This is a genomic window from Mesocryomonas fontinalis (assembly GCF_055730125.2).
In genome coordinates, this window is record NZ_JBUZWG020000004.1 from 412660 (window position 1) to 436695 (window position 24036).

General features: G+C 67.6%; 22 protein-coding genes. 13 read left to right on the forward strand and 9 right to left on the reverse strand.

Annotated features, from left to right (window positions below; genetic code table 11):
• The first annotated feature begins 98 nt into the window (after positions 1-98).
• Positions 99-1034 carry a glutaminase gene (locus ACZL02_RS12825; protein WP_472939986.1) on the forward strand — a complete coding sequence of 312 codons (936 nt, stop codon included), beginning with the start codon at positions 99-101 and terminating at the stop codon, positions 1032-1034.
• 87 nt (positions 1035-1121) lie between these two features.
• On the opposite strand, the gene ACZL02_RS12830 is transcribed toward ACZL02_RS12825, so the two are convergent.
• A complete protein-coding gene (locus tag ACZL02_RS12830) occupies positions 1122-1313 on the reverse strand; it encodes a DUF2735 domain-containing protein (RefSeq protein WP_472939987.1) in 192 nt (63 codons plus the stop codon).
• Positions 1314-1613: 300 nt separating this feature from the next.
• On the opposite strand from ACZL02_RS12830, the gene ACZL02_RS12835 reads away from it, so the two are divergent.
• Positions 1614-2654: a glutamine synthetase beta-grasp domain-containing protein gene (locus ACZL02_RS12835; RefSeq protein WP_472939988.1), complete on the forward strand. Its 1041-nt coding sequence runs from the start codon at positions 1614-1616 to the stop codon at positions 2652-2654.
• Between the two features lie 240 nt (positions 2655-2894).
• On the opposite strand, the gene ACZL02_RS12840 is transcribed toward ACZL02_RS12835, so the two are convergent.
• From ACZL02_RS12840 to ACZL02_RS12860, 5 genes are all read right to left on the reverse strand, one after another.
• Positions 2895-3908: an aldo/keto reductase gene (locus ACZL02_RS12840; protein ID WP_472939989.1), complete on the reverse strand. Its 1014-nt coding sequence runs from the start codon at positions 3906-3908 to the stop codon at positions 2895-2897.
• A 260-nt stretch (positions 3909-4168) separates the two neighbouring features.
• Entirely contained in the window at positions 4169-5686 is a 1518-nt protein-coding gene (locus ACZL02_RS12845; protein ID WP_472939990.1) for a sugar ABC transporter ATP-binding protein, read from the reverse strand.
• A 1-nt stretch (position 5687) separates the two neighbouring features.
• Positions 5688-6674, reverse strand: a complete 987-nt coding sequence (locus ACZL02_RS12850; protein ID WP_472939991.1) for an ABC transporter permease — start codon at positions 6672-6674, stop codon at positions 5688-5690.
• Positions 6671-7711: an ABC transporter permease gene (locus tag ACZL02_RS12855; RefSeq protein ID WP_472939992.1), complete on the reverse strand. Its 1041-nt coding sequence runs from the start codon at positions 7709-7711 to the stop codon at positions 6671-6673. The genes ACZL02_RS12850 and ACZL02_RS12855 overlap by 4 nt, the downstream gene beginning before the upstream one ends.
• 75 nt (positions 7712-7786) lie before the next feature.
• Positions 7787-8809: a sugar ABC transporter substrate-binding protein gene (locus ACZL02_RS12860; RefSeq protein WP_472939993.1), complete on the reverse strand. Its 1023-nt coding sequence runs from the start codon at positions 8807-8809 to the stop codon at positions 7787-7789.
• A gap of 151 nt (positions 8810-8960) precedes the next feature.
• Here ACZL02_RS12860 and ACZL02_RS12865 point away from each other — a divergent pair, with 151 nt between their 5' ends.
• From ACZL02_RS12865 to uxuA, 4 genes are all read left to right on the forward strand, one after another.
• Positions 8961-9695, forward strand: coding sequence for a GntR family transcriptional regulator (locus ACZL02_RS12865; protein ID WP_472939994.1), 735 nt, complete (start codon positions 8961-8963; stop codon positions 9693-9695).
• A 21-nt stretch (positions 9696-9716) separates the two neighbouring features.
• Entirely contained in the window at positions 9717-10460 is a 744-nt protein-coding gene (locus ACZL02_RS12870) for an SDR family NAD(P)-dependent oxidoreductase (RefSeq protein ID WP_472939995.1), read from the forward strand.
• 88 nt (positions 10461-10548) lie between these two features.
• Positions 10549-12042, forward strand: coding sequence for a mannitol dehydrogenase family protein (locus ACZL02_RS12875; RefSeq protein WP_472939996.1), 1494 nt, complete (start codon positions 10549-10551; stop codon positions 12040-12042).
• Between the two features lie 67 nt (positions 12043-12109).
• A complete protein-coding gene (gene uxuA, locus ACZL02_RS12880) occupies positions 12110-13294 on the forward strand; it encodes a mannonate dehydratase (RefSeq protein WP_472939998.1) in 1185 nt (394 codons plus the stop codon).
• Positions 13295-13384: 90 nt separating this feature from the next.
• Here uxuA and ACZL02_RS12885 read toward each other — a convergent pair whose 3' ends face one another.
• Complete coding sequence (locus ACZL02_RS12885; RefSeq protein ID WP_472939999.1) at positions 13385-14212, reverse strand: amidohydrolase family protein; 828 nt, start codon at positions 14210-14212, stop codon at positions 13385-13387.
• Positions 14213-14498: 286 nt separating this feature from the next.
• Here ACZL02_RS12885 and ACZL02_RS12890 point away from each other — a divergent pair, with 286 nt between their 5' ends.
• Complete coding sequence (locus ACZL02_RS12890) at positions 14499-15392, forward strand: PDZ domain-containing protein (RefSeq protein WP_472940000.1); 894 nt, start codon at positions 14499-14501, stop codon at positions 15390-15392.
• Positions 15393-15565: 173 nt separating this feature from the next.
• Here ACZL02_RS12890 and ACZL02_RS12895 read toward each other — a convergent pair whose 3' ends face one another.
• Complete coding sequence (locus ACZL02_RS12895) at positions 15566-16297, reverse strand: GntR family transcriptional regulator (protein ID WP_472940001.1); 732 nt, start codon at positions 16295-16297, stop codon at positions 15566-15568.
• A gap of 127 nt (positions 16298-16424) precedes the next feature.
• On the opposite strand from ACZL02_RS12895, the gene uxaC reads away from it, so the two are divergent.
• The 6 genes from uxaC to ACZL02_RS12925 all read left to right on the forward strand — a co-directional run bounded on the left by uxaC (position 16425) and on the right by ACZL02_RS12925 (position 23003).
• Positions 16425-17825, forward strand: a complete 1401-nt coding sequence (gene uxaC / locus ACZL02_RS12900; protein ID WP_472940002.1) for a glucuronate isomerase — start codon at positions 16425-16427, stop codon at positions 17823-17825.
• Positions 17826-17888: 63 nt separating this feature from the next.
• Entirely contained in the window at positions 17889-19070 is a 1182-nt protein-coding gene (locus ACZL02_RS12905) for an ABC transporter substrate-binding protein (protein WP_472940003.1), read from the forward strand.
• 399 nt (positions 19071-19469) lie between these two features.
• Positions 19470-20618, forward strand: coding sequence for an ABC transporter ATP-binding protein (locus tag ACZL02_RS12910; protein WP_472940004.1), 1149 nt, complete (start codon positions 19470-19472; stop codon positions 20616-20618).
• On the forward strand, positions 20615-21532 hold the full coding sequence (locus ACZL02_RS12915; protein ID WP_472940005.1) for an ABC transporter permease: 918 nt from the start codon (positions 20615-20617) through the stop codon (positions 21530-21532). The genes ACZL02_RS12910 and ACZL02_RS12915 overlap by 4 nt, the downstream gene beginning before the upstream one ends.
• Positions 21533-21536: 4 nt before the next feature.
• The gene (locus tag ACZL02_RS12920) at positions 21537-22382 is read left to right on the forward strand and encodes an ABC transporter permease (protein ID WP_472940007.1); all 846 of its coding nucleotides are present in this window, start codon (positions 21537-21539) and stop codon (positions 22380-22382) included.
• 168 nt (positions 22383-22550) lie between these two features.
• Positions 22551-23003 carry a hypothetical protein gene (locus ACZL02_RS12925; RefSeq protein WP_472940009.1) on the forward strand — a complete coding sequence of 151 codons (453 nt, stop codon included), beginning with the start codon at positions 22551-22553 and terminating at the stop codon, positions 23001-23003.
• Positions 23004-23697: 694 nt separating this feature from the next.
• Here ACZL02_RS12925 and ACZL02_RS12930 read toward each other — a convergent pair.
• A complete protein-coding gene (locus ACZL02_RS12930) occupies positions 23698-23913 on the reverse strand; it encodes a CsbD family protein (RefSeq protein WP_472940010.1) in 216 nt (71 codons plus the stop codon).
• Positions 23914-24036: the final 123 nt, after the last annotated feature.

The window sequence follows — 24036 nt, forward strand, 5'->3', positions numbered from 1 at the left end:
TGGGGTTTTCACGTCTATCCCTGCCGTGTCCCGCATATCTCTTTCCCGCACACCTCTTTCCCGCACACCTCTTTCCCGATTGCAGCCAGAGCCGTCCCATGAGCCAGCCCGACCTCGACACCACCGTCCGCGAAATCGCCGACGAGATGCGCCAGCGGCCGGATCGCGGCGAGGTGGCCAGCTACATCCCCGAGCTCGCCCGCGTCGATCCGGCGGCGTTCGGCATGGCGGTGATCGATGCGGAGGGCAATGTCGCCCTCGGTGGCGACGCCGAGACCCCCTTCTCCATCCAGAGCGTCTCGAAGGTCTTCACCCTGACGCTGGCGCTCGGTCAGATCGGCGACCGGCTCTGGCAGCGGGTCGGGCGCGAGCCGTCGGGCACCGCCTTCAACTCGATCGTCCAGCTGGAGCGGGAATCGGGCATCCCGCGCAACCCCTTCATCAATGCCGGTGCGATCGCCGTCACCGACGTCATCCTCTCCGGCCACAAGCCGCGCGAGGCACTGGGCGAGATCCTGCGTTTCATGCGCTTCCTCGCCGACGACCCGTCGATCACCATCGACGAGGCGGTGGCCGCGTCCGAGCAACGCACCGGCTTTCGCAACGCGGCGCTCGCCAACTACATGAAATCCTTCGGCGTCATCGACAATCCGGTCGACTACACGCTCGGCGTCTACTTCCACCATTGCGCCATCGCCATGTCCTGCCGGCAGCTGGCGATGGCGGGGCGCTTTCTCGCAGCCCGCGGCCGCAATCCTGCGACCGGCTTCACCGTGGTCACGCCGGAACGCGCCCGCCGCATCAACGCGGTGATGCTGACCTGCGGCCACTATGACGGATCCGGTGAGTTCGCCTACCGCGTTGGCTTGCCCGGCAAGAGCGGCGTCGGCGGCGGCATCCTGGCGATTGCGCCCGGCAAGGCATCGATCGCCGTCTGGTCGCCGGGCCTCGATGCCTCCGGCAACTCCCACCTCGGCCGCATCGCGCTGGAGCAGCTGACGCGGCGGATGGGCTGGTCGATTTTCGGCGCCTGAGGAATCAGCCCAAGCAACTAGGGCTGAGAAAAAGCAGAAGGTCGCGGGAGGGAAATCCTCCGCGCGCCAAAAAGGCTAAGCCGGGTATCAGGGCTTGCGGGCAGCTTCCGCAGCCTCGCGCACCGCGTCCTCGTGGTACCAGCTGCCGAAGGAGGATGCGACGCCCAGCGCCGCGGCGTTCTCGGTCTGCCGATCGGCGAGGTGGCCGGCAAATCCCAGCCGGCCGCGCTTGGGAAACTGGATGATCCGGGCGGTCTGCCTTGGGGCATGTGTCAACATCTGCCTGTCCTCCCTGAAGCGCCCGGCATGGCCTGCGGAGCGTCGCGGCTGCACTATTTTTGCGCTATCTGCCCTAAATATAATCAGCTTGAGCCGGATTCCAAGGCATGAATCGAAGAGGCTTGAATTGCCGTCCCTTTTCCTACCGGCCTCCGCGGCGCGACACAGGGATCTGTAGCCAGCATCTCAGTTTGGCATGTAAAATGCTTTAAGGGAGGAGGCTGCCTGCGCGGGCCCGAAGCGTGCGCGATGCAGGCCAAAGGTTTTCAGTTCGTATCACCACCTTACGAGAGTTTCGCGATGACAAAATTTAAGCTTGAGTACATCTGGCTCGACGGCTACACGCCGGTTCCGAACCTGCGCGGCAAGACCCAAATCAAGGAATTCGAAGAGTTTCCGACGCTCGAGCAGCTGCCGCTGTGGGGCTTCGATGGCTCTTCCACGATGCAGGCCGAGGGCAGCAATTCCGATTGCGTGCTGAAGCCGGTCCGCGTCTTCCCGGATGCCGCCCGCACCAACGGCGTGCTGGTGATGTGCGAAGTCATGATGCCGGACGGCAAGACCCCGCATCCCTCGAACACCCGCGCGCAGATCCTCGACGACGAGGGCGCCTGGTTCGGCTTCGAGCAGGAATACTTCTTCTACCAGGACGGCCGCCCGCTCGGCTTCCCCGAGTCCGGCTACCCGGCGCCGCAGGGCACCTATTACACCGGCGTCGGCTACGCGAACGTCGGTTCGGTCGCGCGCGAGATCGTCGAGGAGCACCTCGACCTCTGCCTCGCCGCCGGCATCAACCACGAGGGCATCAACGCCGAAGTGGCCAAGGGCCAGTGGGAATTCCAGATCTTCGGCAAGGGCTCCAAGCGCGCCGCCGACGAGATGTGGATGGCCCGCTACCTGCTGCAGCGCCTGACCGAGCAGTACGGCATCGACATCGAGTACCACTGCAAGCCGCTCGGCGACACCGACTGGAACGGCTCGGGCATGCACGCCAACTTCTCGACCACCCACATGCGCGAAGTCGGCGGCAAGGCCTATTTCGAGGCGCTGATGGCGCAGTTCGACAAGAACCTGATGGACCACATCAACGTCTACGGCCCGGACAACGACAAGCGCCTGACCGGCAAGCACGAGACCGCCCCGTGGAACAAGTTCAGCTACGGCGTCGCCGACCGCGGCGCCTCGATCCGCGTGCCGCATTCCTTCGTCAACAATGACTGGAAGGGCTACCTCGAGGACCGCCGCCCGAACAGCCAGGGCGACCCCTACGCCATCGCCTCGCAGATCCTGAAGACCATCTCGGAAGTCCCGACATCGGCCAGCATCTCCGCTGCCGCTTAAGGCTTATGGTTTGACGTGAGAGAAGGGCGCGCACCGCAGGGTGTGCGCCCTTTTTCTTATGGTTGCAGAAAGGATCACCAACCCCTCCGCTTCGTCATCCCGGCCCCCGAGCCGGGATCCATTCCTCGGCGCGTCAACACCGGTCCGGTTCAGAACGGCGGGAAGGTCCGCCCTCATCCTACTGGTTCAGCGATTTGGAATGGATCCTGGATCAGGTCCGGGATGACGAGGTCTGGAACCTTAGCCCGGCACCGGCGCATCCGCCCGCAGCAGTCCCTCGGCCTTGAGATCCGCCCAGAGCCCCACCGGCACCTTGGTATCGATCAGCGCCGAGTTCCGCTCGATGTGCGACAGGGCGGCGACGCCGGGGATGACGGAGGCGACGGCCGGGTGGGTCAGCGGGAACTGCAAGGCGGCGGCTGCCATCGGCGTGCCGTGCGCCCGGCAGACCGCCTCGATGGCATCGACCTTGGCGCGAATCTCCGCCGGCGCCGGCGCATAGTTGTAGGTTGCGCCGTCGACTGCGCCGGTGGCGAGGATGCCGGAGTTGAACGCACCGCCGATGACGATCGAGACGTTTTCAGAGATGCAGCGCGGCAGGAAGGAATCGAGCGATTCCTGTTCCAGCAGCGTGTAGCGCCCGGCGAGCAGGAAGACATCCCAGCGACCGCGGTCCATCGCCTTCTCGCAGGCCTGCCATTCGTTGACGCCGAGGCCGATCGCCTTCACCGCACCGGAGGAGCGGAGCTGGTCGAGCGCCTTGTATCCGCCCTCCATCGCCGTCTCGAACGGGGCGAGGTTCCCCTTGCCTTGCGTCTCCTCGCCGACATCGTGGACGAAGAGGATCTCGACATGGTCGGTGCCGAGCCGCTGCAGACTGTCCTCGAAGGAGCGCATCACGCCGTCGTAGGAATAGTCGAAGACCGGGCGGAACGGCGCCGCGTCGAAAAAGGCGTTCTGCGTCGCGTCGTGCTTGGCGTCCGGCACCAGTAGCCGCCCGACCTTGGTCGAGATCACCGCCTGCGACCGGTCCAGCCGCCGCAGCGCCTCGCCGACGCGCCGCTCGCTGAGGCCGGAACCGTAGAACGGCGCAGTGTCGATGAAGGTGTGCCCGGCCTCGAAGGCCGCGAGCACCAGCTCCGACGCGTCCTTGTCGGCGATTGGGTGGAACAGATTGCCGAGCGGCGCGGTGCCAAAGCCGTAGACCGGCAGCGTCAGATCCGTCCCGCCGACCTGGCGTCGTTCGAATGCCATGCTTTTCCTCCCTGGGCCGTTCCGGCCGATTGTGCCGAGGCGGATGCCGCCCGGATTGTCTCTCGTGTCGCGTTTCACAGCCCCGCGCGCGATCAGCAACAGATCCCGCCGCTGCACCGGACGCTTCCAGCCCATGGGACTGCTTCAGCGCCGGAGACGCTGGTGGCGCTGTCCACACCGAGGACGCTGAGATAGCGGGACGGCGCGGGGGCGTCGAGCACCGTTCATCCGGCGCCGGCGCCGTCCCGACCGGTCAGCGGCTAAGCCGCGCGTTCCTCGCGGTGGATGAGGCCCATGATACCCTGGCTCATGCCGTCGTAGGCCCCGTCATTGGCAAGCTCGCCGCAGACCTTGTAGTCGTTCATCACCACGATACGGTCGGCAAGGCCGATCATCTCCGGCATGTCGCTGGTGATGACGAGGATCGCGGTGCCGGCGTCCGCCAGCTCGCGCAGGAGATCGTGGAGATAGGCTTTCGTCTTGATGTCGATGCCGACCGAGGGCTCGTCGACGATCAGGATCTTCACCCCCGCCGCCAGCCATTTTGCAACGCTGATCTTCTGCTGGTTGCCGCCCGAAAGGTTGCCGACGGTCTGGAACAGGCTCGGCGTCTTCACTTCGAGTTTCGCGATGAAGGGCGCGACGGCCTGGCGGATTCGGCCGTCGGTGAGGAGGCCGAAAGCCCCGGACAGCTGGCGCCAGACGGCGATGCCCGCATTGTCGAGCACCGAGTGCATCAGCACCAGGCCCTCCTGCTTGCGGTCCTCGCTGACATAGCCGATGCCGTGCCGGTGCACCGCCTCGGCGACGGACCCGATCTTCACCGGCTTGCCGGAGACTTCGACGGTGCCTTGCGTCACCGGCGACTGGCCCATGATGCATTTGGCGAGCTCCGTCCGGCCCGCGCCGACGAGACCGTAGAGGCCGACGATCTCGCCCTGGCGCAGAGTGAGGTCGACACCGACGTGGCCGAGCGGGGTCGACACGCCCTTCAGCTGCAGCGCCACCGGCGCGCTCGAGGGCACCCGCTGCTTCCAGCCGCTCGCCTGCTCGCCGCGGCCGATCATCATGGTGACGAGGTCGTGCCGGGTCAGCCCCTCCATCGAGCGGCTGGGCGAGGCATTGCTGCCGTCGCGCAGGACCGTGACGCGGTCGCAGATCTCCAGCACTTCCTCCAGCTTGTGGGACACGAAGAGGATGCTAGCGCCATTGTCGCGCAGCTTCTTCAGGAAGCCGAACAGGACGTCGGTCTCGCTGGAGGTGAGCGAGGCCGTCGGCTCGTCGAGGAGAAGGACGCGCGAGCGCAGCGACAGCGCCTTGGCGATCTCGACCAGCTGCATCTGCGCGACCGAGAGTTTCGACACCGGCGTGCGGGGATCGATGTCGAGGTCGAGCGCCTCCAGCCAGCGCTGCGCCTGCCGGTTCAGTTCCGCATAGTCGACCGGCTTCAGGAAGCGCCCGCCGAGCTGCTCGAGATGGATGTTCTCCGCGACCGAGAAGCGCGGGATCAGGTTGCGCTCCTGGTGGACGACGCCGATCCGGTGGGCGATGGCGTCGCGCGGGCTGGTGAAGGCCACCGTTTCGCCGCCCAGCGTCAGCGTTCCGGCGTCCGGCCGGTGCACGCCGGTGATCACCTTGATCAGCGTCGACTTGCCGGCGCCATTCTCGCCGAGCAGCGCGTGGATCGAATGCGGCGCCAGCGTGAGCGACACGCCGCGCAGCGCCTTGACGCCGGGAAAGCTCTTCTCGATGCCCTTGGCTTCGAAGACCGTCTCCATCTCAGAATCCCTTCCGCGAACCGGCGAGGCGAACCTCGCGCAGCCGGTTGACGCCGACCGCGGTGAGGATCATCGCGCCGAGCACGACCTGCACCAGGAACGGGTCAATGTTGAACAGCACCAGAGCCTGCGTGATGATCGCGACGATGACGACGCCGAACAGCGTCGCGGCGACGCTGACGTGGCCGCCGGCCAGCACCGCGCCGCCGATCACCGGCGCGGCAAAGGAGATGATCAGCCAGTCGTCGCCGATCGTCGGCTGGCCGATCTGCAGGCGGGCGACGAGGAGAATGCCGGCGAGCGCGGCGAGGAAGCCCGACAGCGCATGCGCGAAGACGACGGTGCCGCCGACCGAGATGCCCGACAGCTCCGCCGCGTGGCTGTTGCCGCCGACCGCGAGGATGAAGCGGCCGACCGGCAGGCGGCTGAGGAGGTACCAGAGCCCCACCGCGACGAGGACCGTCGGCAGCGCCAGCCAGGGGAAAGGCCCCACCAGCACCGCCTGGCCGAAGGCCTTGACGCTGTCGGCGACGCCGTAGAACGGCTCGGCGCGGGTGATGCCGAGGTTGATGCCCTTGTAGATCGAGAGGCTCGCCAGGGTGATGACGAAGGCGGAGATGCCGGTCCAGACGATGAAGAGCCCGTTCAGCAGGCCGCAGGCGATACCGAGCATCAGCGCCAGCACGGCGGCGACCGGTGCCGGAAGACCCCAGACTTCCATCATCCCGGCAAACGAGATCGCCGCGAGCCCGCCGATGGCCCCGACCGAGAGGTTCATCTGCCCGATGGCGATGATGATCATCTGCGAGAAGGCGATCAGCGCGTTGACGGCGATCGCCAGGAGCAAAATCTGGATGTTGAACGGCGACAGGAAGGACGGGTTGAAGCTGCCGACGATGACGATCGCCACAAGGGTCACGACGAAGGGGCCGAACCAGTCGGCCCGAAGCGTCCGGGAGAGCGGGGTGCTCTGCGTCGTCGCGGTCATGCGATGTTCCTCCGCGCGAGATAGGAGCGGCGCGCCTTGTCCATCAGCACGGCGAGGAGCAGCAGCAAGCCGAGGAAGGACTGGATCCAGAACTCGCCGAGCTGCAGCAACAGGAGCCCGCTGGTCAGCATGGTGACGAGGAAGGCGCCAAGGCACGTGCCGATCACCGAGACCTTGCCGCCGGTGAGGAGCGTTCCGCCGAGCACCGGGCCGAGAAAGGCCGGGAGCAGCCAGTCCTGGCCGAGCTGCCCGGCCATCGACGGGATCGCCGCGCCGTTGCGCGCGACCAGCATCAAGGCAGCGACCGCGGCGATCGCGCCGGACAGCATGTGGCAGAGGATGAAGATCCGCCCGACCGGAATGCCCGACATTTCCGCCACCTCGGGCTTGGCCCCGGCGGCGAGCATTTCGCGGCCGAGCGCGGTGAAGCGGTAGAGGAAGACCAGGCCAAGCGCGACGGCGAGCGTCACCAGGAGCAGCGGCGAGACATAGCCCGCGAGCTTCATCTTGCCGAAGGCGGTGAAGGCTGGCGGCAAGCCGCGGAAGGATTCCGCCCGCGTCAGGAAGATCATGACGCCGAAGAAGATGCTCATGGTCGCGAGCGTGATGATGAAGGAGTGGAGGCCGGTGCGCACGACCGTCCAGCCGTTGACGAAGCCGAGCGCCGCGCCGAGCGCCAGCGCGCCGACGATCGCCAGCGGCCAGGGCAGACCGACGCTCTCGATGAGATAGCCGACGGTCATCGCGGCGGAGACGCCGATCGCCCCGACCGCGAGATTCAGGCCGCCGGTGACGATGACGACCATCATCGAGAGGCCGATCATCATGTTGATGGCGGAGGTTCGGCCGAGGGTGAAGAGATTGAACGGCGACAGAAAACCGCCCGCCAGCGTGCCGAAGAGCACGAGGAAGACGACGATCAGCGCCGCCAGCCCGAACTCGTTGGTCAGGTAGAATTTGGTCGCGGCGTCGACCTTGGCGGCCGGGGCGGAAGCCTCGCCGGCCGGGCGCGTGCGCGGGGTTGTCTCAAGGATCATGCGGTACTCTCTTCCCTCAGCGTCGAACGGCATGGTTCCGCCGGCGCCCGCGCGGCGCCGGCGGAACCGGCTCGGTCAGGGGCAGTCGAGATAGGTCTTCTCGAAGCCGTCGAAGAGCGTCTTGGTGATCGCCTGCATCGACTGGACGTAGGTGTCGACCGCATCGGCCGCGACGTAGACGGTGCCGCTGTCGATGAACTTCGCCGTCAGCGCGTTGGACTTGAACGGCGCGTCGGCCTTCACGGTGCAGCCGGAGCGGAGCTTGTCGAGCGCGAAGCTGCCGATATAGCCCTGGCCATAGGGGTTCTGCAGCATGGTGCCGGAGACGAAGCCATCCTTGATTGCCTTCAGCACGACCTCGTCATGGTCGATGCCGACCATCTTGATGCGCTTGTCGCCGATCTTGCGCAGCGCGTTGGCGGCAACGACTGCGGGCACCCAGGCGGTGGTGACGATGCCGTCGATCTCGCCGGCATGGGCCGCGAGATAGGCGTTGATCTTCTCTTCCGCCGGCTCGGGCGCGTCGATGTCGGCGATCACCTGGACGACGGTCGCGCCGCCCTCCTTGGCAGCCTTCTCGACCGCGTCGATGCGGAGCTGGGTGTTGGGATCGACGAGGAAGCCGGTGAAATGGGCGATGCGCTTCTTCTCGCCGAGCGTCTTCAGCAGTTCCTTCGTGCCGAGATAGGCGGAGTTGCCGGTATCGGTGCCGAGGCAGAAGGCGGCCTCCGACGGATCCTTCAGGCAGCCGGCGCCGGCGATCACCGGGGCGTCGTTGCCGACGAGTTCGGACACTGTGCTGACCGAGCCCACGGAATCGCCGGGGAAGACGAGAAAGCCGTTATAGCCCTGCGAGAGCATGCTCTCGAGCAACTGGTTCTGCTGGCTGAGCTCCCATTTCTGCGGGACCTTGTAGTCGGCGCCAGCGAGCTTGAAATCCCGCGCCGCGTCCTTGCCGGCCTGCTCCCAGGCGGTGAAGTAGGGGTGCGGACCGCCCGGCACGAGGCCGATCTTGGTGTCGTCCGCCGCCTGGGCCACCCCGAGGCCGGCCGCCATCGACAGCCCGGCCACCACCAGTCGCATCATCCGTTTCGACATGAAATTTCCTCCCGTTCCAAGCCGCTTTTCCGTCTTTCTGCTGCCTCCTCCCGCGGAAGCGACGCAGGCGGCTTGCGCTGACCGGGCCGACACTAGTATTCTTGTATCCAAGCCGCAAACGGATTCTCGCGGCAAGGATATCGGAACCGGCATGAGCGAGGCGACGCGGACGACAGAGGTGCCGGGGATCGGGGGTGAAGGCCTTTCCGACCTCAACCTGCAGCTCGACCGGCGCCTGTCGGTCGCCGACCAGGTGCACCGCGTGCTGCGCGAGGCGATCGTCCGCGTGCGGCTGATGCCGGGCACACCGATCTCGGAAAACTCGATCTGCCGCCAGTTCGCGGTGTCGCGAACCCCGGTGCGGGCGGCGATCCAGCGTTTGTCGGAAGAAGGGCTCGTCGACGTCTATCCGCAGCAGGGCAGCTTCGTTGCAAAGATCCGGATCGGCGGCATCCACGACAATCATTTCGTCCGCCGCTCGCTCGAGGTGGCGCTGCTGCGGGAGGTCGCGCCGCGCTGGACGGGGGCGATGAGCGGCACGCTGCGCGAGGCCGTCGACGCCCAGCGCGCTGCGGTCGAGGCCGCCGACGCCGACGCCTTCCACGCCAGCGACGAGCGCTTCCACCAGCTCTTCGCCATCCATGCCGGCCGAGACGGCGTCTGGTCGGCGATCTTCGCGGCGAAGTCGCAGCTGACCCGCTTCATCCGCTTCTCCGGCCATGCCAAGCGGCTCCCGGTGGTGATCGAGGAGCATCTCGCCATCCTCGATGCGCTCGACGCCGGCGACGCGGCCGCCGCCGAGGCGGCGCTGGTCACCCATCTCGACCAGATCTTCATTCTCTTCGACCAGCTCCCCGAGGCGGAGCGCCGGCACTTCGTGCCGTAGGCCCTTCAGAAAGGATCCGACATGCTGGAACTCAGCGGCAGGACTGCGCTCGTCACCGGTGCCGCCGGCGGCATCGGCCGGGCGATCGCCGACCGCCTCGCCGCCGCCGGCGCCCGCATCGCGCTCGTCGACCGCGACGCGGCGGCCCTTGCGCGCGTCGCGGCGGATCTCGGCGACAGCGCCACGCCGTTCGTCGTCGACCTCGCCGATCCCGGATCAATCGCCGCCGGCATCGCCGCGGTGCTCGCGCAATTCGAGCGCGTCGACATCCTCGTCAACAATGCCGGCATCCTCTCGCCCAACAAGCTCGCCGGCACGACGCTCGTAGAATGGCAGTCGCTGATGGCGGTCAACCTCGACGCCGCCTTCCTCCTCACCCAGGCCGTGGTGCCCGGTATGAAGGCGAACGGCTGGGGAAGGCTGATCAACATGTCCTCCTATGCCTGGAAGTCGGGCGGCCTCACCGCCGGCACCGCCTATGCCGTCTCGAAGGCGGCGATGGTCGGGCTGACCTTCTCGTCGGCGCGCGAGCTGACCGGCACCGGCATCACCGCCAACGCCGTCGCGCCAGCCTATGTGGTCTCGCCGATGATCATGGAGCAGCTGACCGAGGCGCAGCGCGCCGCGCAGCTGGCGGCGATCCCGGTCGGCCGGTTCTGCGAGCCGGAGGAGGTGGCGCACACCGTCGCCTTCCTCGCCTCGCCGCTCGCCGGCTTCATCACCGGCGGCATCATCGACATGAACGGCGGCCTGCAGTTCGGCTGACGCGTCCGGCCTTTCCGCCCGTCCCTTCTCCGCCACTCTCCCTCTCCGCCTCTCCCCTGACCGCCCCTCCCTTGACCGGCAGACCAAAATGCAGCGACTTTCCAACGCCACCCTCGCCTCGGCCCTGCCGGGCGTCGACCTCCCCGGCTACGACCGCAGCGCGGTCACCGCCGGCATCGTCCACCTCGGCCTCGGCGCCTTCCACCGGGCGCACCAGGCGGTGTTCGCCGACGACGCCCTCAACCGCGGCGAGACCGGCTGGGGCATCGTCGCCGCGTCGCTGCGGAGCGCCGAGACACGGGACGCGCTGGCGCCGCAGGACGGGCTCTATACCTTTGCGATCCGCGACGGCGAGACGACGCGGCTGCGGGTGATCGGCTCGGTGATCCGCATGATCGTCGCGCCGGAGGACCCGGAGGCGCTGGTCGCCGCGATCGCCGACCCCGCCATCCGGCTGGTGACGCTGACCATTACCGAGAAGGGCTATGCCGTCGACCGCGGCCGGCTCGACCGTGACGATCCGTCGGTGCGCCGCGATCTCGACGGCGACGGCGCGCCGACCTCGGCGCTCGGCTTCCTTGCCGCCGGCCTCGCACGGCGTCGGCAGACGGGTGCGCCGGGGATCACGGTCGTCTCCTGCGACAACCTGCCGAAGAACGGCGAAACGCTGAAGGCGGTGCTGCTGGAGTTCGCGCAGCTGAAGGACGATGGCCTCGCCCGCTGGATCGAGGCGAACGTCGCCTTCGCCTCCTCGATGGTCGACCGCATCGTGCCGGCGACGACATCGGCCGATCGCGCCGAGGTCGAGGCCGGCCTCGGCCTTGCCGACGTCTGGCCGGTGATGGCCGAGCCCGCCTTCGACTGGGTGATCGAGGATCGCTTTCCCGGCGGACGGCCGCCCTTCGAGGCCAGCGGCGTGCGCTTCGTCGGGGATGTCGAGCCCTATGAGGAGATGAAGCTCCGCCTCCTCAACGGCGCCCATACGGCGATCGCCGCGATCGGCCGCCTCGCCGGCCTGCAGACCGTGCCGGAGACAGTGCGGGACAAGCGGGTCCAGCGCTTCCTCGCGGCCTACTGGGCCGAAGCCGCTCCGACGCTGTCGATCGACGCCGCGACCGCTGCCGCCTACGGCGCGGCCCTCCTGCCGCGCTTCGCCAACCCTGCACTGCCGCACCGGACCGCGCAGATCGCCACCGACGCCTCGCTGAAGGTGCCGCAGCGGCTGCTGGCGCCCTTGCGGATCCGCCGCGCGCGCGGCGAGAACGCGCCGGCGATCCTCTTTGCCATCGCCGCCTACATCCGGTCCTGCCGCGGGATCGACGACGCCGGGCAGATGTTCGCGGTCAGCGATCCCGTGCTGGAACGCTGGGAAGATAAGCCGGCGAAGGAACTGTCGCCCGAGGCTGGGATCGATGCCTTCCTCGGCTTCGAGAGCGTATTCGGCACCGATCTGCGGCTGGATGGCGACGTCGTGGCAGTCCTGAAAGAGTTTGCGCGGACCATCGCGGAAAACGGCGTCCTCGACGCGATCGAGGCTCGCTTCGGCGGCCTGCCGGATGATAACGGGCGGACTGAGCAATAGGCCTTTGGTCGCCGGCCCCGCACAGGACGGGTCGGGATCGGGGCGCAGGGATAATGGGAGAGATGAGATGGAACAGACATGGCGGTGGTTCGGGGACAATGATCCCGTCAGCCTCGATAACGTCCGGCAGGCCGGCGCGACGGGCATAGTCTCGGCGCTGCACCAGATCGCGCCCGGCATCGCCTGGACACCCCAGCAGATCGCCGAGCGCAAGGCTGTGATCGAGGCCGGCGGGCTCGTCTGGAGCGTCTGCGAGAGCATCATGATGCCGAACGCGATCAAGCTCGGCAACGCCGACGCCCCGCGCGCGATCGGCGCCTGGAAGGACACGCTCGCCAACCTCGGCCGCGCCGGGATCAAGACCGTCTGCTACAACTTCATGCCGGTGGTCGACTGGACGCGCACCGACCTGCACTACCGGATGCCGACCTCGGGCCTCGCGCTGCGCTTCGACATGGTCAGCTTCATCGGCTACGACGTCTTCGTGCTCCGGCGGCCGAACGCCGAGGCGAGCTATCCCGCCGATCTCGTCGCCAAAGCCCGCCAGCGGATCGAGGGCATGGACGCCGAGGCCATCGACCGGCTCGAGGCCAACATCATCCGAGGCCTTCCCGGCGGCGAGGCGACCTACGACCGCGCCTCGATCGGCCGGCTGATCGCCGACTATGACGGCCTTTCCGACGACGCGATGCGCGAGAACCTGAAAACCTTCCTGCGCGAGGTGGTGCCCGTGGCCGAAGAGGTCGGCGTCCAGCTCGCCATCCACCCCGACGATCCGCCGTTCTCGCTGTTCGGCCTGCCGCGCGTCGTCTCGACGCCCGCGGACGTCCGCGCGATCCTGTCGGCCGTCGACCGCCCGGCCAACGGCATCACGCTGTGCACCGGCTCCTACGGGTCGCGGGCCGACAACGACGTCACCGCCATGGTGCGCGAGTTCGCCGAGCGCATCCACTTCGTCCACCTTCGCAACGTCACCGTCGAGCCGGACGGCTCCTTCGTCGAGGACGAGCATCTCGAGGGCGGGACCGACATGGTGGCGGTGATCGACCTCCTCCTGCGCGAGGAAGGCCGACGCCGGGCGGCGGGCGACGACAAGCCGATCCCGTTCCGGCCCGACCACGGCCACCTCCTCGGCGACGACATCACCAAGAAGACCAATCCCGGCTACTCGCTGGTCGGCCGGCTGAAGGGCCTCGCGGAACTGCGCGGCATCATCCGCACGCTGGAGCACCCGACGCTCGGCCGGGGGTGAGGCGAGGCGCGCCTGCCGGCTGAGGCCGGGGCGCAAACGTTGGAACCGTCACCCTGGACGTCCAGGGTGACGGGACTGACGGGCCGCCGCTCACTGGAGCCGGTAGATCCGTTCGGCATTGCGGTGGAAGAGCCGCGCCTGTTCGTCCCCGCTGCAGCCGGCGACGATCGTCCGGACCGCCTCGACCCAGGCCGTCAGCCCGCCGCCGAGGGTTGCCACCGGATGGTCGCTGCCCCAGACGAGGCGGTCCCAGCCGAAACAGGCGACCATGTGCTCGACCACCGGGCGGAGATCCTCCGGCGCCCAGCCGGCGGCGGCATGGTTGACGATGCCGGAAATCTTGCCGGAGACGTTCGGCAGGGCGGCGATGGCGGCGATGTCGGCCCGCCAGGCGTCGAGGTCGCCCGCGGCGATCGGCGGATTGCCGCAATGGTCGAGGACGAAGGAGACGTCCGGGCAGCGCTCGGCCAGCGCCCGCCCGACCGGCAGCTGCCGCGCCAGCACGCAGAGATCGAAGCTGAGGCCGGTCGGTCCGATGCGGCGGATGTTATCCGTGAAGCGGGCGGAGGCCGAGAGATCGTCCGGCGATTCATGCAGGATACGGCGCAGGCCCCTGACGCCCGGAATCGCCTGCAGCCGCTCCAGCGCAGCCGGGAAGTCGGCATGCTCCGGCCGGCAGGCGGCCACGGCGCCGATCACCCGTGGGTCGAGCCCGAGCACCAGCGCCGTTTCCGCCGCCTGGTCGGCTTCCGCGACGTCCACCTCCATGTGCAGCGCCGCGGTGATGCCGAGTGGTTCGGCCTCGGCGAAATAGGCCTCGACCGACCAGGGCCGGTTCAACGCCGGCGCGCTTTCCAGCCAGGGATAGGCGAGGCGGTCGGGGTAGACGAGGTGGAGATGGGTATCGAGGATGCGCATGGGACCTCCGGATCGGCCAAGGCGTCGGGGCTGACCGCCGCTCATCGTCTAGGCATGGCGGGCGATGGCGACAAGCGCCGATGCGCCGGCACTCCTGCCTGCCTGCTAGCCCGCCGACTGTCGCCGATGGGCACGCCTGTTTCGAGCCGAAGCGCCGGCGCCTGGCACGCGACAGCATGTCGCACTTTACCGTAGCCAGGAACAGGCTCTCACCATGGTCCCGCTATCGGGCAAGCGCTCATTGAGCTGCCGGAAGCTTCCGCCCTCGAGACCGAGACTCTTTCCGATGAGCAAGACCTTTCGCACCGCACGGGCCCTGGTGGTCGCCCTGCACATCCTGACGCCCTTCGCAGCCGGCAGCGCCGACGCCAAAGGCAAGCTCAATCTGCCGCCGCCGTCCGTGTCGCGGGCGCTGGACGCGATCCTCCTGCCGATCAACGCCTCGGTCGCGCACGAATTCAAGCTCGGCAAGAGCCGGAAGGGCCTGCTGGTGCTGGCGGTGCAGCCGGGCGGCGTCGCCGACCGGCAGGGCATCAAGGCCGGCGACGTGCTGACCGAGGTGCTGGGACACAGGGTGAAGAAGCCGATCGACGTCGACGTGGCAGTGCGGCGCGGGCTGAAGAACAACAACGACAACTTCGCTTTCGGCCTCACCCGGGCTGGCGCGCACCTGGCGGTGACCGCGGTCATCACCCTCGCGCTCTACAACGAGGTCTTCTCGGTCTCGGAGATCTCCTCCTGGTCCAGCTGGTCCGAAAGCACGTCGTTCAGCTATTCGGAATTCGTCTCCGAATATTCCGAGACCATCGAGACCTCCTATGAAAGCGAGGCGTCCGTCGTCGAGGAGGAGGTCACCCACGAGGAGACGACCAGCGAGTCGGCCTCGGAGGAAACCGATGCGACGGACGAGACCACCGATACCGACGGCGACGGCACCCCTGATGCGGCCGATGCCGATGACGACAATGACGGCACGCCCGATGCCACTGACACCGACACCGACACTGGCGACGGCTCGGGCGACGCCTCGGACGACGGCTCGACGGATGACGGCGATGAGGCGAGTGCCGGGGATGCGGATGGTGGAGATGCCGGCGATGCTGGCGACGATGCCGGATCGGATGACGCCGGCGGCGACGACGCAGGCGGCGATGATTCAGGTGGAGATGACGGCGAATAGGGTCACGGTTGAAGGCCGGCGCCGGCCCGCGCCGGCCCTCGCCTGCCCTGGCACCGCGGGCGGGCCATCACGCAGTAAGAACGCGCCAGTCCTCGAACACGGGGGGCAACGTTTGGACGAGCGCATCTCGGACAAGCGGGTGAGCCCCGTCGCGGAAGATGGCGACCGCTCGATCAGGCGAAATAGGCGGGATGGCGTAGGCGCAGTTCGGCAACGTCCGGAATGACCGCGTTGAGGTGACCTTGCATGGCGGTCGCCGCCGCCGCGACGTCGCCGCCGACGATGGCGTCGCGGATCACCACGTGCTCGGCGATCACCTGGCCCATGCGGTCGAGCGCCGGCAAGGTCAGGCGCCGCGCCCGGTCGATCTGCACCTTCACCTGCGCCAGCAGCTTCCAGATGCCGGGATGTCCGCCGATCGCGGCGATCTCGGCGTGGAACGCCTCGTCGGCCTCGTGGAAACCGCCGAGGTCGCCGATCTCGTCCATCAGCCGCTGCCGGGCGATCACGGCGTCGAGCCGCGGGCCCCGATCGGCCGCCGTCGAGCGGGCCGCCGCCGAGACGCTGATGCCCTCGAGCGCCTGGCGCACCAGCACCGCCTCCGGGATGGCGTTGACCGGCACCCGCGAGACGAAGGTGCCGGACTGCGGGAAGATGTCGACGAGCCCCATTTCCGCCAGCCGCAGCAGCGCCTCGCGCACCGGCGTCCGGCTGACACCGAAGCGCTCGACCAGCATTTTCTCCTGCAGCGGCGTGCCGGGGGCGAGTTCCAGCGAGACAATCTCGGAGAGCAACGTCGCGTAGATCAGTCCGGCCGAAGTGATGCGCTGCGGCCGCCCCGTCGCCGTCAGGCCGCTGGCCGCGCCGTGCCCTCCGGGAGCGACATATCCATCCGACACCGACATCTCCCTCAGCCTGTGGTTGACATTCTAATATATCAGAGCGATGGTCCTGCCAAGAGCGACCGTCAGGGCGCCGGTATGAACGGCCAGGACTGAGCCGCCGGCGCGGCGGATGTGGGAGGAAACGGGGATGGCGCTGCACCCGGATCGGCTGTTTCCGATAGAGGCGGACGCGCGGGCGATCGCCCGGCGCCTCTATGGCGAGGTCGCGGCCTTGCCGATCCTGTCGCCGCACGGCCATACCGAACCGTCCTGGTATGCCGACAATTCCCCGTTCAGCGATCCCGCCCAGCTCTTCGTGGTGCCCGACCATTACATCTTCCGTATGCTCTATTCGCAAGGCGTGCCGCTGGAGACGCTCGGCATTCCCCGCAGCGACGGCGGGCCCGTCGAGACCGACGGGCGGGCGATCTGGCGGATTTTCGCTGAGCACTACCGGCTGTTCCGCGGGACGCCTTCACGGCTCTGGTTCGAGCATGCGCTGGAAAGCGTGTTCGGCATCGAGGAGCGGCTGACGGCGGCGAATGCCGACGCGCTCTACGACCGCATCGCCGAGACCTTGCCGACCGACGCCCTCAGGCCGCGCGCCCTGTTCGACCGGTTCGGCATCGAGGCGATCTCGACCACGGATCCGGCGACCGACGACCTCTCGCTGCACCGCCGGATCAAGGCCTCCGGCTGGACCGGACGGGTGCTGCCGACCTACCGGCCGGACGCCGTCGTCGACCCCGAGCGGCCGGGGTTTGCCGACGCGCTGCAGCGGTTTCTGGCGATGGAGGGCCAGCAGACGACCTATGCCGGCTATCTCGAGGCGCACCGTCGCCGGCGGGCCTTCTTCATCGCCAACGGCGCCACCGCGACCGATCACGGCCATCCCTCCGCCCGCACCGCCGATCTGGCGCCCGCCGAGGCCGCCGCGTTGTTCGACACCGTCGTCGCCGGCACCGCGACATCAGACCAGGCCGAAACCTTCCGCGCGCAGATGCTGACCGAGATGGCGCGGATGAGCGTCGCCGATGGGCTGGTGATGCAGATCCATCCGGGCTCGGTGCGCAACCACAATGCTGGCGTCTTCGCCGGCTTCGGCTTCGACAAGGGCGCCGACATCCCCGGCCCCACCGGCTATGTGCACGCTCTGAAGCCGCTGCTCGACGCCGTCGGCAACGAGCGCGGCCTGACGATCATCCTCTTCACCCTCGACGAGACAGCCTATTCGCGCGAGCTGGCGCCGCTTGCCGGCCACTATCCGGCACTCCGGCTGGGTCCGCCCTGGTGGTTCTTCGACAGCCCCGAGGGCATGCGCCGCTTCCGCGAGGCAGCGACCGAGACCGCCGGCTTCTACAACACCGTCGGCTTCAACGACGACACCCGCGCCTTTCTGTCGATCCCGGCCCGCCACGACATGGCGCGGCGGGTCGACTGCGCCTGTCTCGCCCGCCTCGTCGCCGACCACCGGCTGGACGAGGACGAGGCGAAAGAGGTCGCCGAGGATCTCGCCTACCGCCTGGCGAAGGACGCCTACCGCCTGTGACGAAAACCTGACAACGGACCGGCGGCTGGGAGGCCGACCGGTGTTTCTGGGAGGAAACACACCATGCGCATCAACCGCAGACATCTCATTGGGGGCTCCGCCGCGCTCGCCGGCGCCTCACTGCTGCCTTTCGGCGGCAAGGCCTTCGCCGCACTGAAGGCGCCGTCGAGCCCGGTGACCATCACCGTCGTCGACGTCGCCGGCAATCTCGCGCTGACGCAGGCCGCCATGCAGCGCTACACCGAGGCGAAGCCCGAATGGGCGAGCCGCATCGCCTTCACCAAGGCGCCAGCGCCCGAACTGCCCTCCAAGCTGAAGGCCCAGCAGGCCGCCGGGCGGCTCGACATCGACCTGGTGCTGACTGGCACCGACGCGCTTTCGGCCGGCCTCGACCAGGACATCTGGACCGACCTCTCGCCCTACAAGGCGGACCTGCCGAACCTTGAGTCCATCCTGATCCCGCAGGCCTTCAAGATGCAGGCGATGGCCAAGGACCGCGGCGTCGTCGTCTCCTACTACCCGTCCGGCCCGCTGATCGAGTACATGCCCGACCGCGTAGCGACGCCGCCGAAGAGCGCCGACGAGCTTCTCGCCTACACCAAGGCCAATCCGAACAAGTTCATCTATGCACGGCCGGCCAATTCCGGACCGGGCCGCACCTTCCTGATGGGCTTGCCCTACATCCTCGGCGACAGCGACCCGCGCGATCCCGAGAAGGGCTGGGAGAAGACCTGGACCTTCCTCGAGGCGCTCGGCGAGAACATCGAATACTACGCCACCGGCACGACGCAGACGATGCGCGAGTTCGGCGAAGGCACGCGCGACATCGTCGTGTCGACCACCGGCTGGGACATCAACCCTCGCGTCCTCGGCATCGTGCCGGCGGAAGCCAAGGTCGGCACCCTCGCCGGTTTCCACTGGGTCACCGACGCCCACTACATGGTGGTGCCGAAGGGCGTCTCGGAAGAGAAGCTCGCCGTCCTCCTCGACCTCATGAACTTCATGATGACGCCGGAGAGCCAGGCCTATGCCTACGACCAGGGCTATTTCTACCCGGGCCCGGCGGTGAAGGACGTGCCGCTGTCGATGGCGCCGCAGGAGAGCCAGGACGCCATCAAGGAGTTCGGCCGGCCGGAATACGACCAGTGGATCGCCGAGACCCCGCTGGAAGTGCCGCTCGACCCCGACAAGATCGTCGCCGCCTTCCGCATCTGGGACGAGCGCATCGGCGCCAAGAAGAGCTGAGCCGATCTTGGAACGGCGCCGCCCCCAACGGACGGGATCCCAGCGCGCAGCGCCGGGATCTTCGCGCACAGCTCGGAGCCCCCTGCCGTGGCGGTTCTGCGGCGGTTCGGTTCCGGCAGGTTGCGTGATCGCAGCGGAGCCAGTGTTCGAACGGCGCCAACCCCAACGATCGTCATCCTCGCGCGCAGGGCGGGGACCCATGCCGTGGCGGTTCCGTATTGGTTCGGGTCCGGAGAGCCGCGCAACCGCCGAGGCATGGGTCCCCGGGGCTAAAGCCCCGAGGATGACGAACTTTCTTACCCTGCAGGGTCACCACCGCGGCGACGCTCGGCAGCGCTCAGGGAACTGCCCCTCTCTTCACGCCAATGCCCCGCCGCTTTGCCTGATCCAAGGATGCCCATGAACGCCACCTCCTCCCCCGCGGGCGCCACACTGGCCGTCGCCGACAGCGGCCGGCTCGAGCTGGTCGGCCTCCGCCGCAGCTTCGGCGCCTATACCGCGCTCGACGGCATCGACCTGACGGTGGAGAAGGGCGAGTTCATCGCGCTGCTCGGGCCATCGGGCTGCGGCAAGTCGACGGCGCTGAACTGCATCGCCGGCCTGTTGCCGCTGACCTCCGGCGAGATCCGGCTCGACGGGCGGCGGATCGACGAGCTGCAGCCCGAGCAGCGCGGTTTCGGCATGGTGTTCCAGAGCTACGCGCTGTTCCCGCACATGACGATCCGCAAGAATGTCGGCTTCGGCCTGGCCATGCAGGGCGTCGCGAAGGCCGAGGCCGAGGCGCGGATCGACCAGGCGCTCGACCTCGTGCGCCTGCGCGAGCAAGGCGACAAGCTGCCGGGCCAGCTCTCCGGCGGGCAGCAGCAGCGCGTCGCCATCGCCCGCGCCATCGTCATCCGCCCGGCTTTGGTGCTGATGGACGAGCCGCTGTCGAACCTCGACGCCAAGCTGCGGCTGGAGATGCGCGCGGAAATCCGTGCCATCCACGACGCCATCGGCTCGACCACGATCTACGTCACCCACGACCAGGACGAGGCGCTGTCGCTCGCCGACCGGATCGTGGTGATGAGCCAGGGCGTGATCCGCCAGACCGGCACGCCGGAAGATCTCTACGAGCGCCCGAACCATATCGAGGTCGCCGACTTCATGGGGTTCCGCACCCGCATCGCCGGCAGCGTCCAGGCAACCGCGGCAGGCCGCACGACGATCGCCGCGGGCGGCGGCCTGCTCGAGGCCGACCATCCCGGCGAACTTACCCCGGGCGAGGCAGTCACGGTCTCGATCCGTCCGGAGGATCTCGTCGCCTCGGCCGGCGGCCCCGGCCTGACAGCGACGGTCCGCTCGATCGAGTACCGTGGGCGCGCCTTCTTCGGGCTCGCCAACCTTCCCGATGGCGCCCCGGTCTATTTCCGCAGCGATGCCGCCGTTAAGATCGGCGACACGGTCCTCCTGCACGCCGACCCGCAGCGGACGCTGGTCTTCCCGGCGGACAGGCCAAGGCCGGCGGGTGCTGCAGGACGGCCCGCTGGCGCCGGTGAGCGGCGATGAGCGAGGTCATAGGAGCGCGTCCGGTCGCGAGGCCGACGGCCCGGACGTCGCTGCGCACGCGGCTGGCCGCCCGCGGCTTCGACGGCACGACGCTGCTCGTGCTGCCGGGCCTCGTCGCGATCATCGCGCTCTTCGTCTACCCGTTCCTCTATGGCCTCGTGGATTCGCTGACGCCCGAGACCGGGGGAATGTTCGAGAACTACCGCCGCTTCTTCTCCGATCCGTTCCTCTACAACACCATCGGGGCGACGCTGAAGCTGGCGCTGCCGGTGACGATCCTGAACCTCGCGCTGGCCGTGCCCATCGCCTTCCGCGTCCGGCTGATGCGGCGCCAGAAGCTTTTGACCATCCTCCTCGTCCTGCCGATCACGCTCGGCACGGTGCTGGTGGCCGAGGGGCTCCTCAACTATCTCGGGCCGCAAGGCTGGTTCAACCGGACGCTGATCCTCGTCGGCATACTCGATACGCCGATCCGGCTGACCAACAACTACTGGGGCGTCTTCGCCTCGCTCCTGATCACCGGCTTTCCCTTCGCCTTCCTCCTCACCCTCTCCTACGTCACCGGCATCGACCCGGCGATCGAGCAGGCGGCGGCGACGCTCGGCGCCAATGCCTGGGCACGCTTCCGCAAGGTGCTGCTGCCGCTGCTGGTGCCGGGGCTGGCTGTGACCTTCTGCCTCGCCTTCGTGCAAGCTTTCGCAGTGTTTCCCTCGGCGGTGCTGCTCGGCGCCCCGGCGGGGCCGACCCGCGTCATCTCGATCGCCGCCTATTCTGCGGCCTTCGAGGAATACAACCACTCCCTCGGCTCGGCGATCGCCATCATCATGGGCGTGATCCAGCTCGCGATCGTGCTGGCGGTGCTGGCGCTCCGGCGGCTGTTCTACCGCGGCCCGACCGGCGGCACGAAAGGCTGATGCGATGATCCGCGACAAGGGCCTCGGCTCGAAGCTCTGGCGCACCGCCATCTGGGCGGTGACGATCCTCTTCGTCCTCAACCTCCTCGGCGTCATCGCCACGGTGATCACCAATTCGCTGGCGACCCGCTGGCTCGGCACCTGGCTGCCGACGGGATGGACGACCCGCTGGTATTTCGCTGCTTGGAGCGAGTTCCAGCTGACCGAGGTGATGCTGGTCACCTTCCAGATCGTCTTCCTCGTCACGTTGCTGTCGGGCCTTATCGGCATCACCACGGCGTATGCGCTGGCGCGGCGGGAGTTTCCGGGCAAGCGCTTCGTCATCCTGGTCTTCCTGCTTCCGCTCCTGGTGCCGCCGCTGACCTACGGCATTCCGCTGGCGACGCTGCTCTACCAGGCTGGGCTCGGCGGAGGGTTCTGGGGCGTGGTGCTGATCAACCTCGTGCCGTCGGTCCCCTTCGTGGTGCTGGTGATGATCCCCTTCATCGAGCAGATCGACCCGCGCATCGAGGCGGCGGCGCGCGTCTTCGGCGCGGGAACGGGAAGCCTCTTCCTGCGCATCCTCCTGCCGCTGCTCCTGCCGGGCATGCTGGCGGCGCTGCTTCTGGTGCTGGTGCGCACCATCGCGATGTTCGAGCTGACCTTCCTCGTCGCCGGCCCGACCAGCCAGACGCTGGTAGTCTCGCTCTACTATGCCGTCTTCGCCTCGGGCGTGCGCGCCTCGCAGTCGATCGATGCCATGGCGGTCGTCTACATGGTGACGACGCTGTTCTGGCTGATCCTCGCGCTGCGCTTCGTCAACCCGACGCAGATCGTGGCGCGCGCCAAGCAGCCATCGAATGCCCACTAAGACGGAAAACTCGAAGGAAAACCTGCAGCCGGCGGATCACGCCGGCTGCAGGTCGACGTTTTTAATCAATTCGGCCTGACCACAGCAATCAAACCGCCACCAATTTTCTTTCCCGGAAATTTACGGCCGCCAGATACAGTTCCGGCTAATCAATGCCGGAAAAGAATGATGCCCTACATCGCACCGCTCCTGCTGGTCTTCCCCACGCTGCTGACTGCGACGCTCTGCCTGGTGGCGCGCCGGGTCAATAATGGCAATGCCGGCGCACAGGCCTTCGAGCATCTGCACGCGAAGGCCGTGGCGCATTGGCAGTTCTGGCTCGATCTCGTGATGATTGCGCTCGTGGCAAGCTTCATCCTCGACATCGACGAAAACGATACGCACAGCGCCCGGATGTTCCTGACGGTCCTGTATTACCTCAGCTTCGTCTCGGTGATCTTCGCCGGCTCCGGCTATCTCTTCAGCCGCGCGTGGATCTCGGTGTTTCTGCGCAAGATCGCGTTCCGCGCGATCATGTGCCTTGCTCTGTTCATCATGCTCCTCGGCCTGAAGGCGGCCGGCATCGGCCAAAGCGAGCGCCCGAACGACCTCGCTCGCCTGGCGGACATGCAGCGGCCTTAAGCCGATCTGGCAGGAATGAGCAGTGCTTTCCCCGCTTGGCAGAACGCTTAAAGAACGGACGCGTCGGAGATAAATGCGAGAAACGTGTAGAAGCCGCGAATAAAAGGACGGCCGCCCCTTTTGGCGTCCGGTCTTTCGATGCAAGACTTGCCGCATGCGACGATTGTTGACTGCCTCCATTCTAAGCCTCGCCGTTCTCGGCGGCTGCAGCCCCGCAGCATCTCCGCGCCTCGTGCCGAAAATCGGCAATGCCGGTTCGTCCGAGCCCTCGACCGAGGATATCTGCCGAGATTGGCGGAAGGCCCTCGACGGCTACGACGCGGCCGGGGAGCGTCGACGACTGGCGGACAGCCTGCGGGCGCGGGGCGAAGATCCAAGATACTGCGAGCAGCGTGATGGCGCATCGACGGCCGTTCCGTTGTCGCCGAGCATGACCCGGCCCGCCCAGACGGCTGGCGAAAGGAATGCAGCACGGCCGTCACGTCGATCGGCCACACGGGTGGCTCCGAGCGCCAACCGCGCCGTGAAAACCAGCCTCGACTGTACGAGCGAGTTGGTGAAGGGTCCGCCCGACCGCTACAAGACGATCTGCCGCTGACGGCTGGCCTGCGCGCACTATCGGCACGGGCGCCGAGCCGACACAAAAAAGCCGGGACCCTTTCGGATCCCGGCTTCGTATAGACTTAACGTTTGATCAGAGCTTGCGGTGCGCCGCATCCGATACGTCATCCGCACCCTTCTTGACGGCAGCCTTGGTGTCGCCGACCGCCTGCTGCGCTTCGCCCTTGAGCTCCTGCGCCTTGCCGTCAGCCTGAAGGCTCTCGTTGCCGGTTACCTTGCCAGCTGCCTGCTTCACGTTGCCGGCGGCTTCGTTGGCGAGGCCCGAGATCTTGTCGGAAGTGCTACCCATGGTCATTCTCCATCAGCTGCGGACATGATGTCCTCGGGTATCAGAATGCGCTCGCGGCCGGTTGGTTCACGGTGTGCACTGCGGAAACGTTTCGCTCGACGAACGAAATGTCAGGAAACGCGT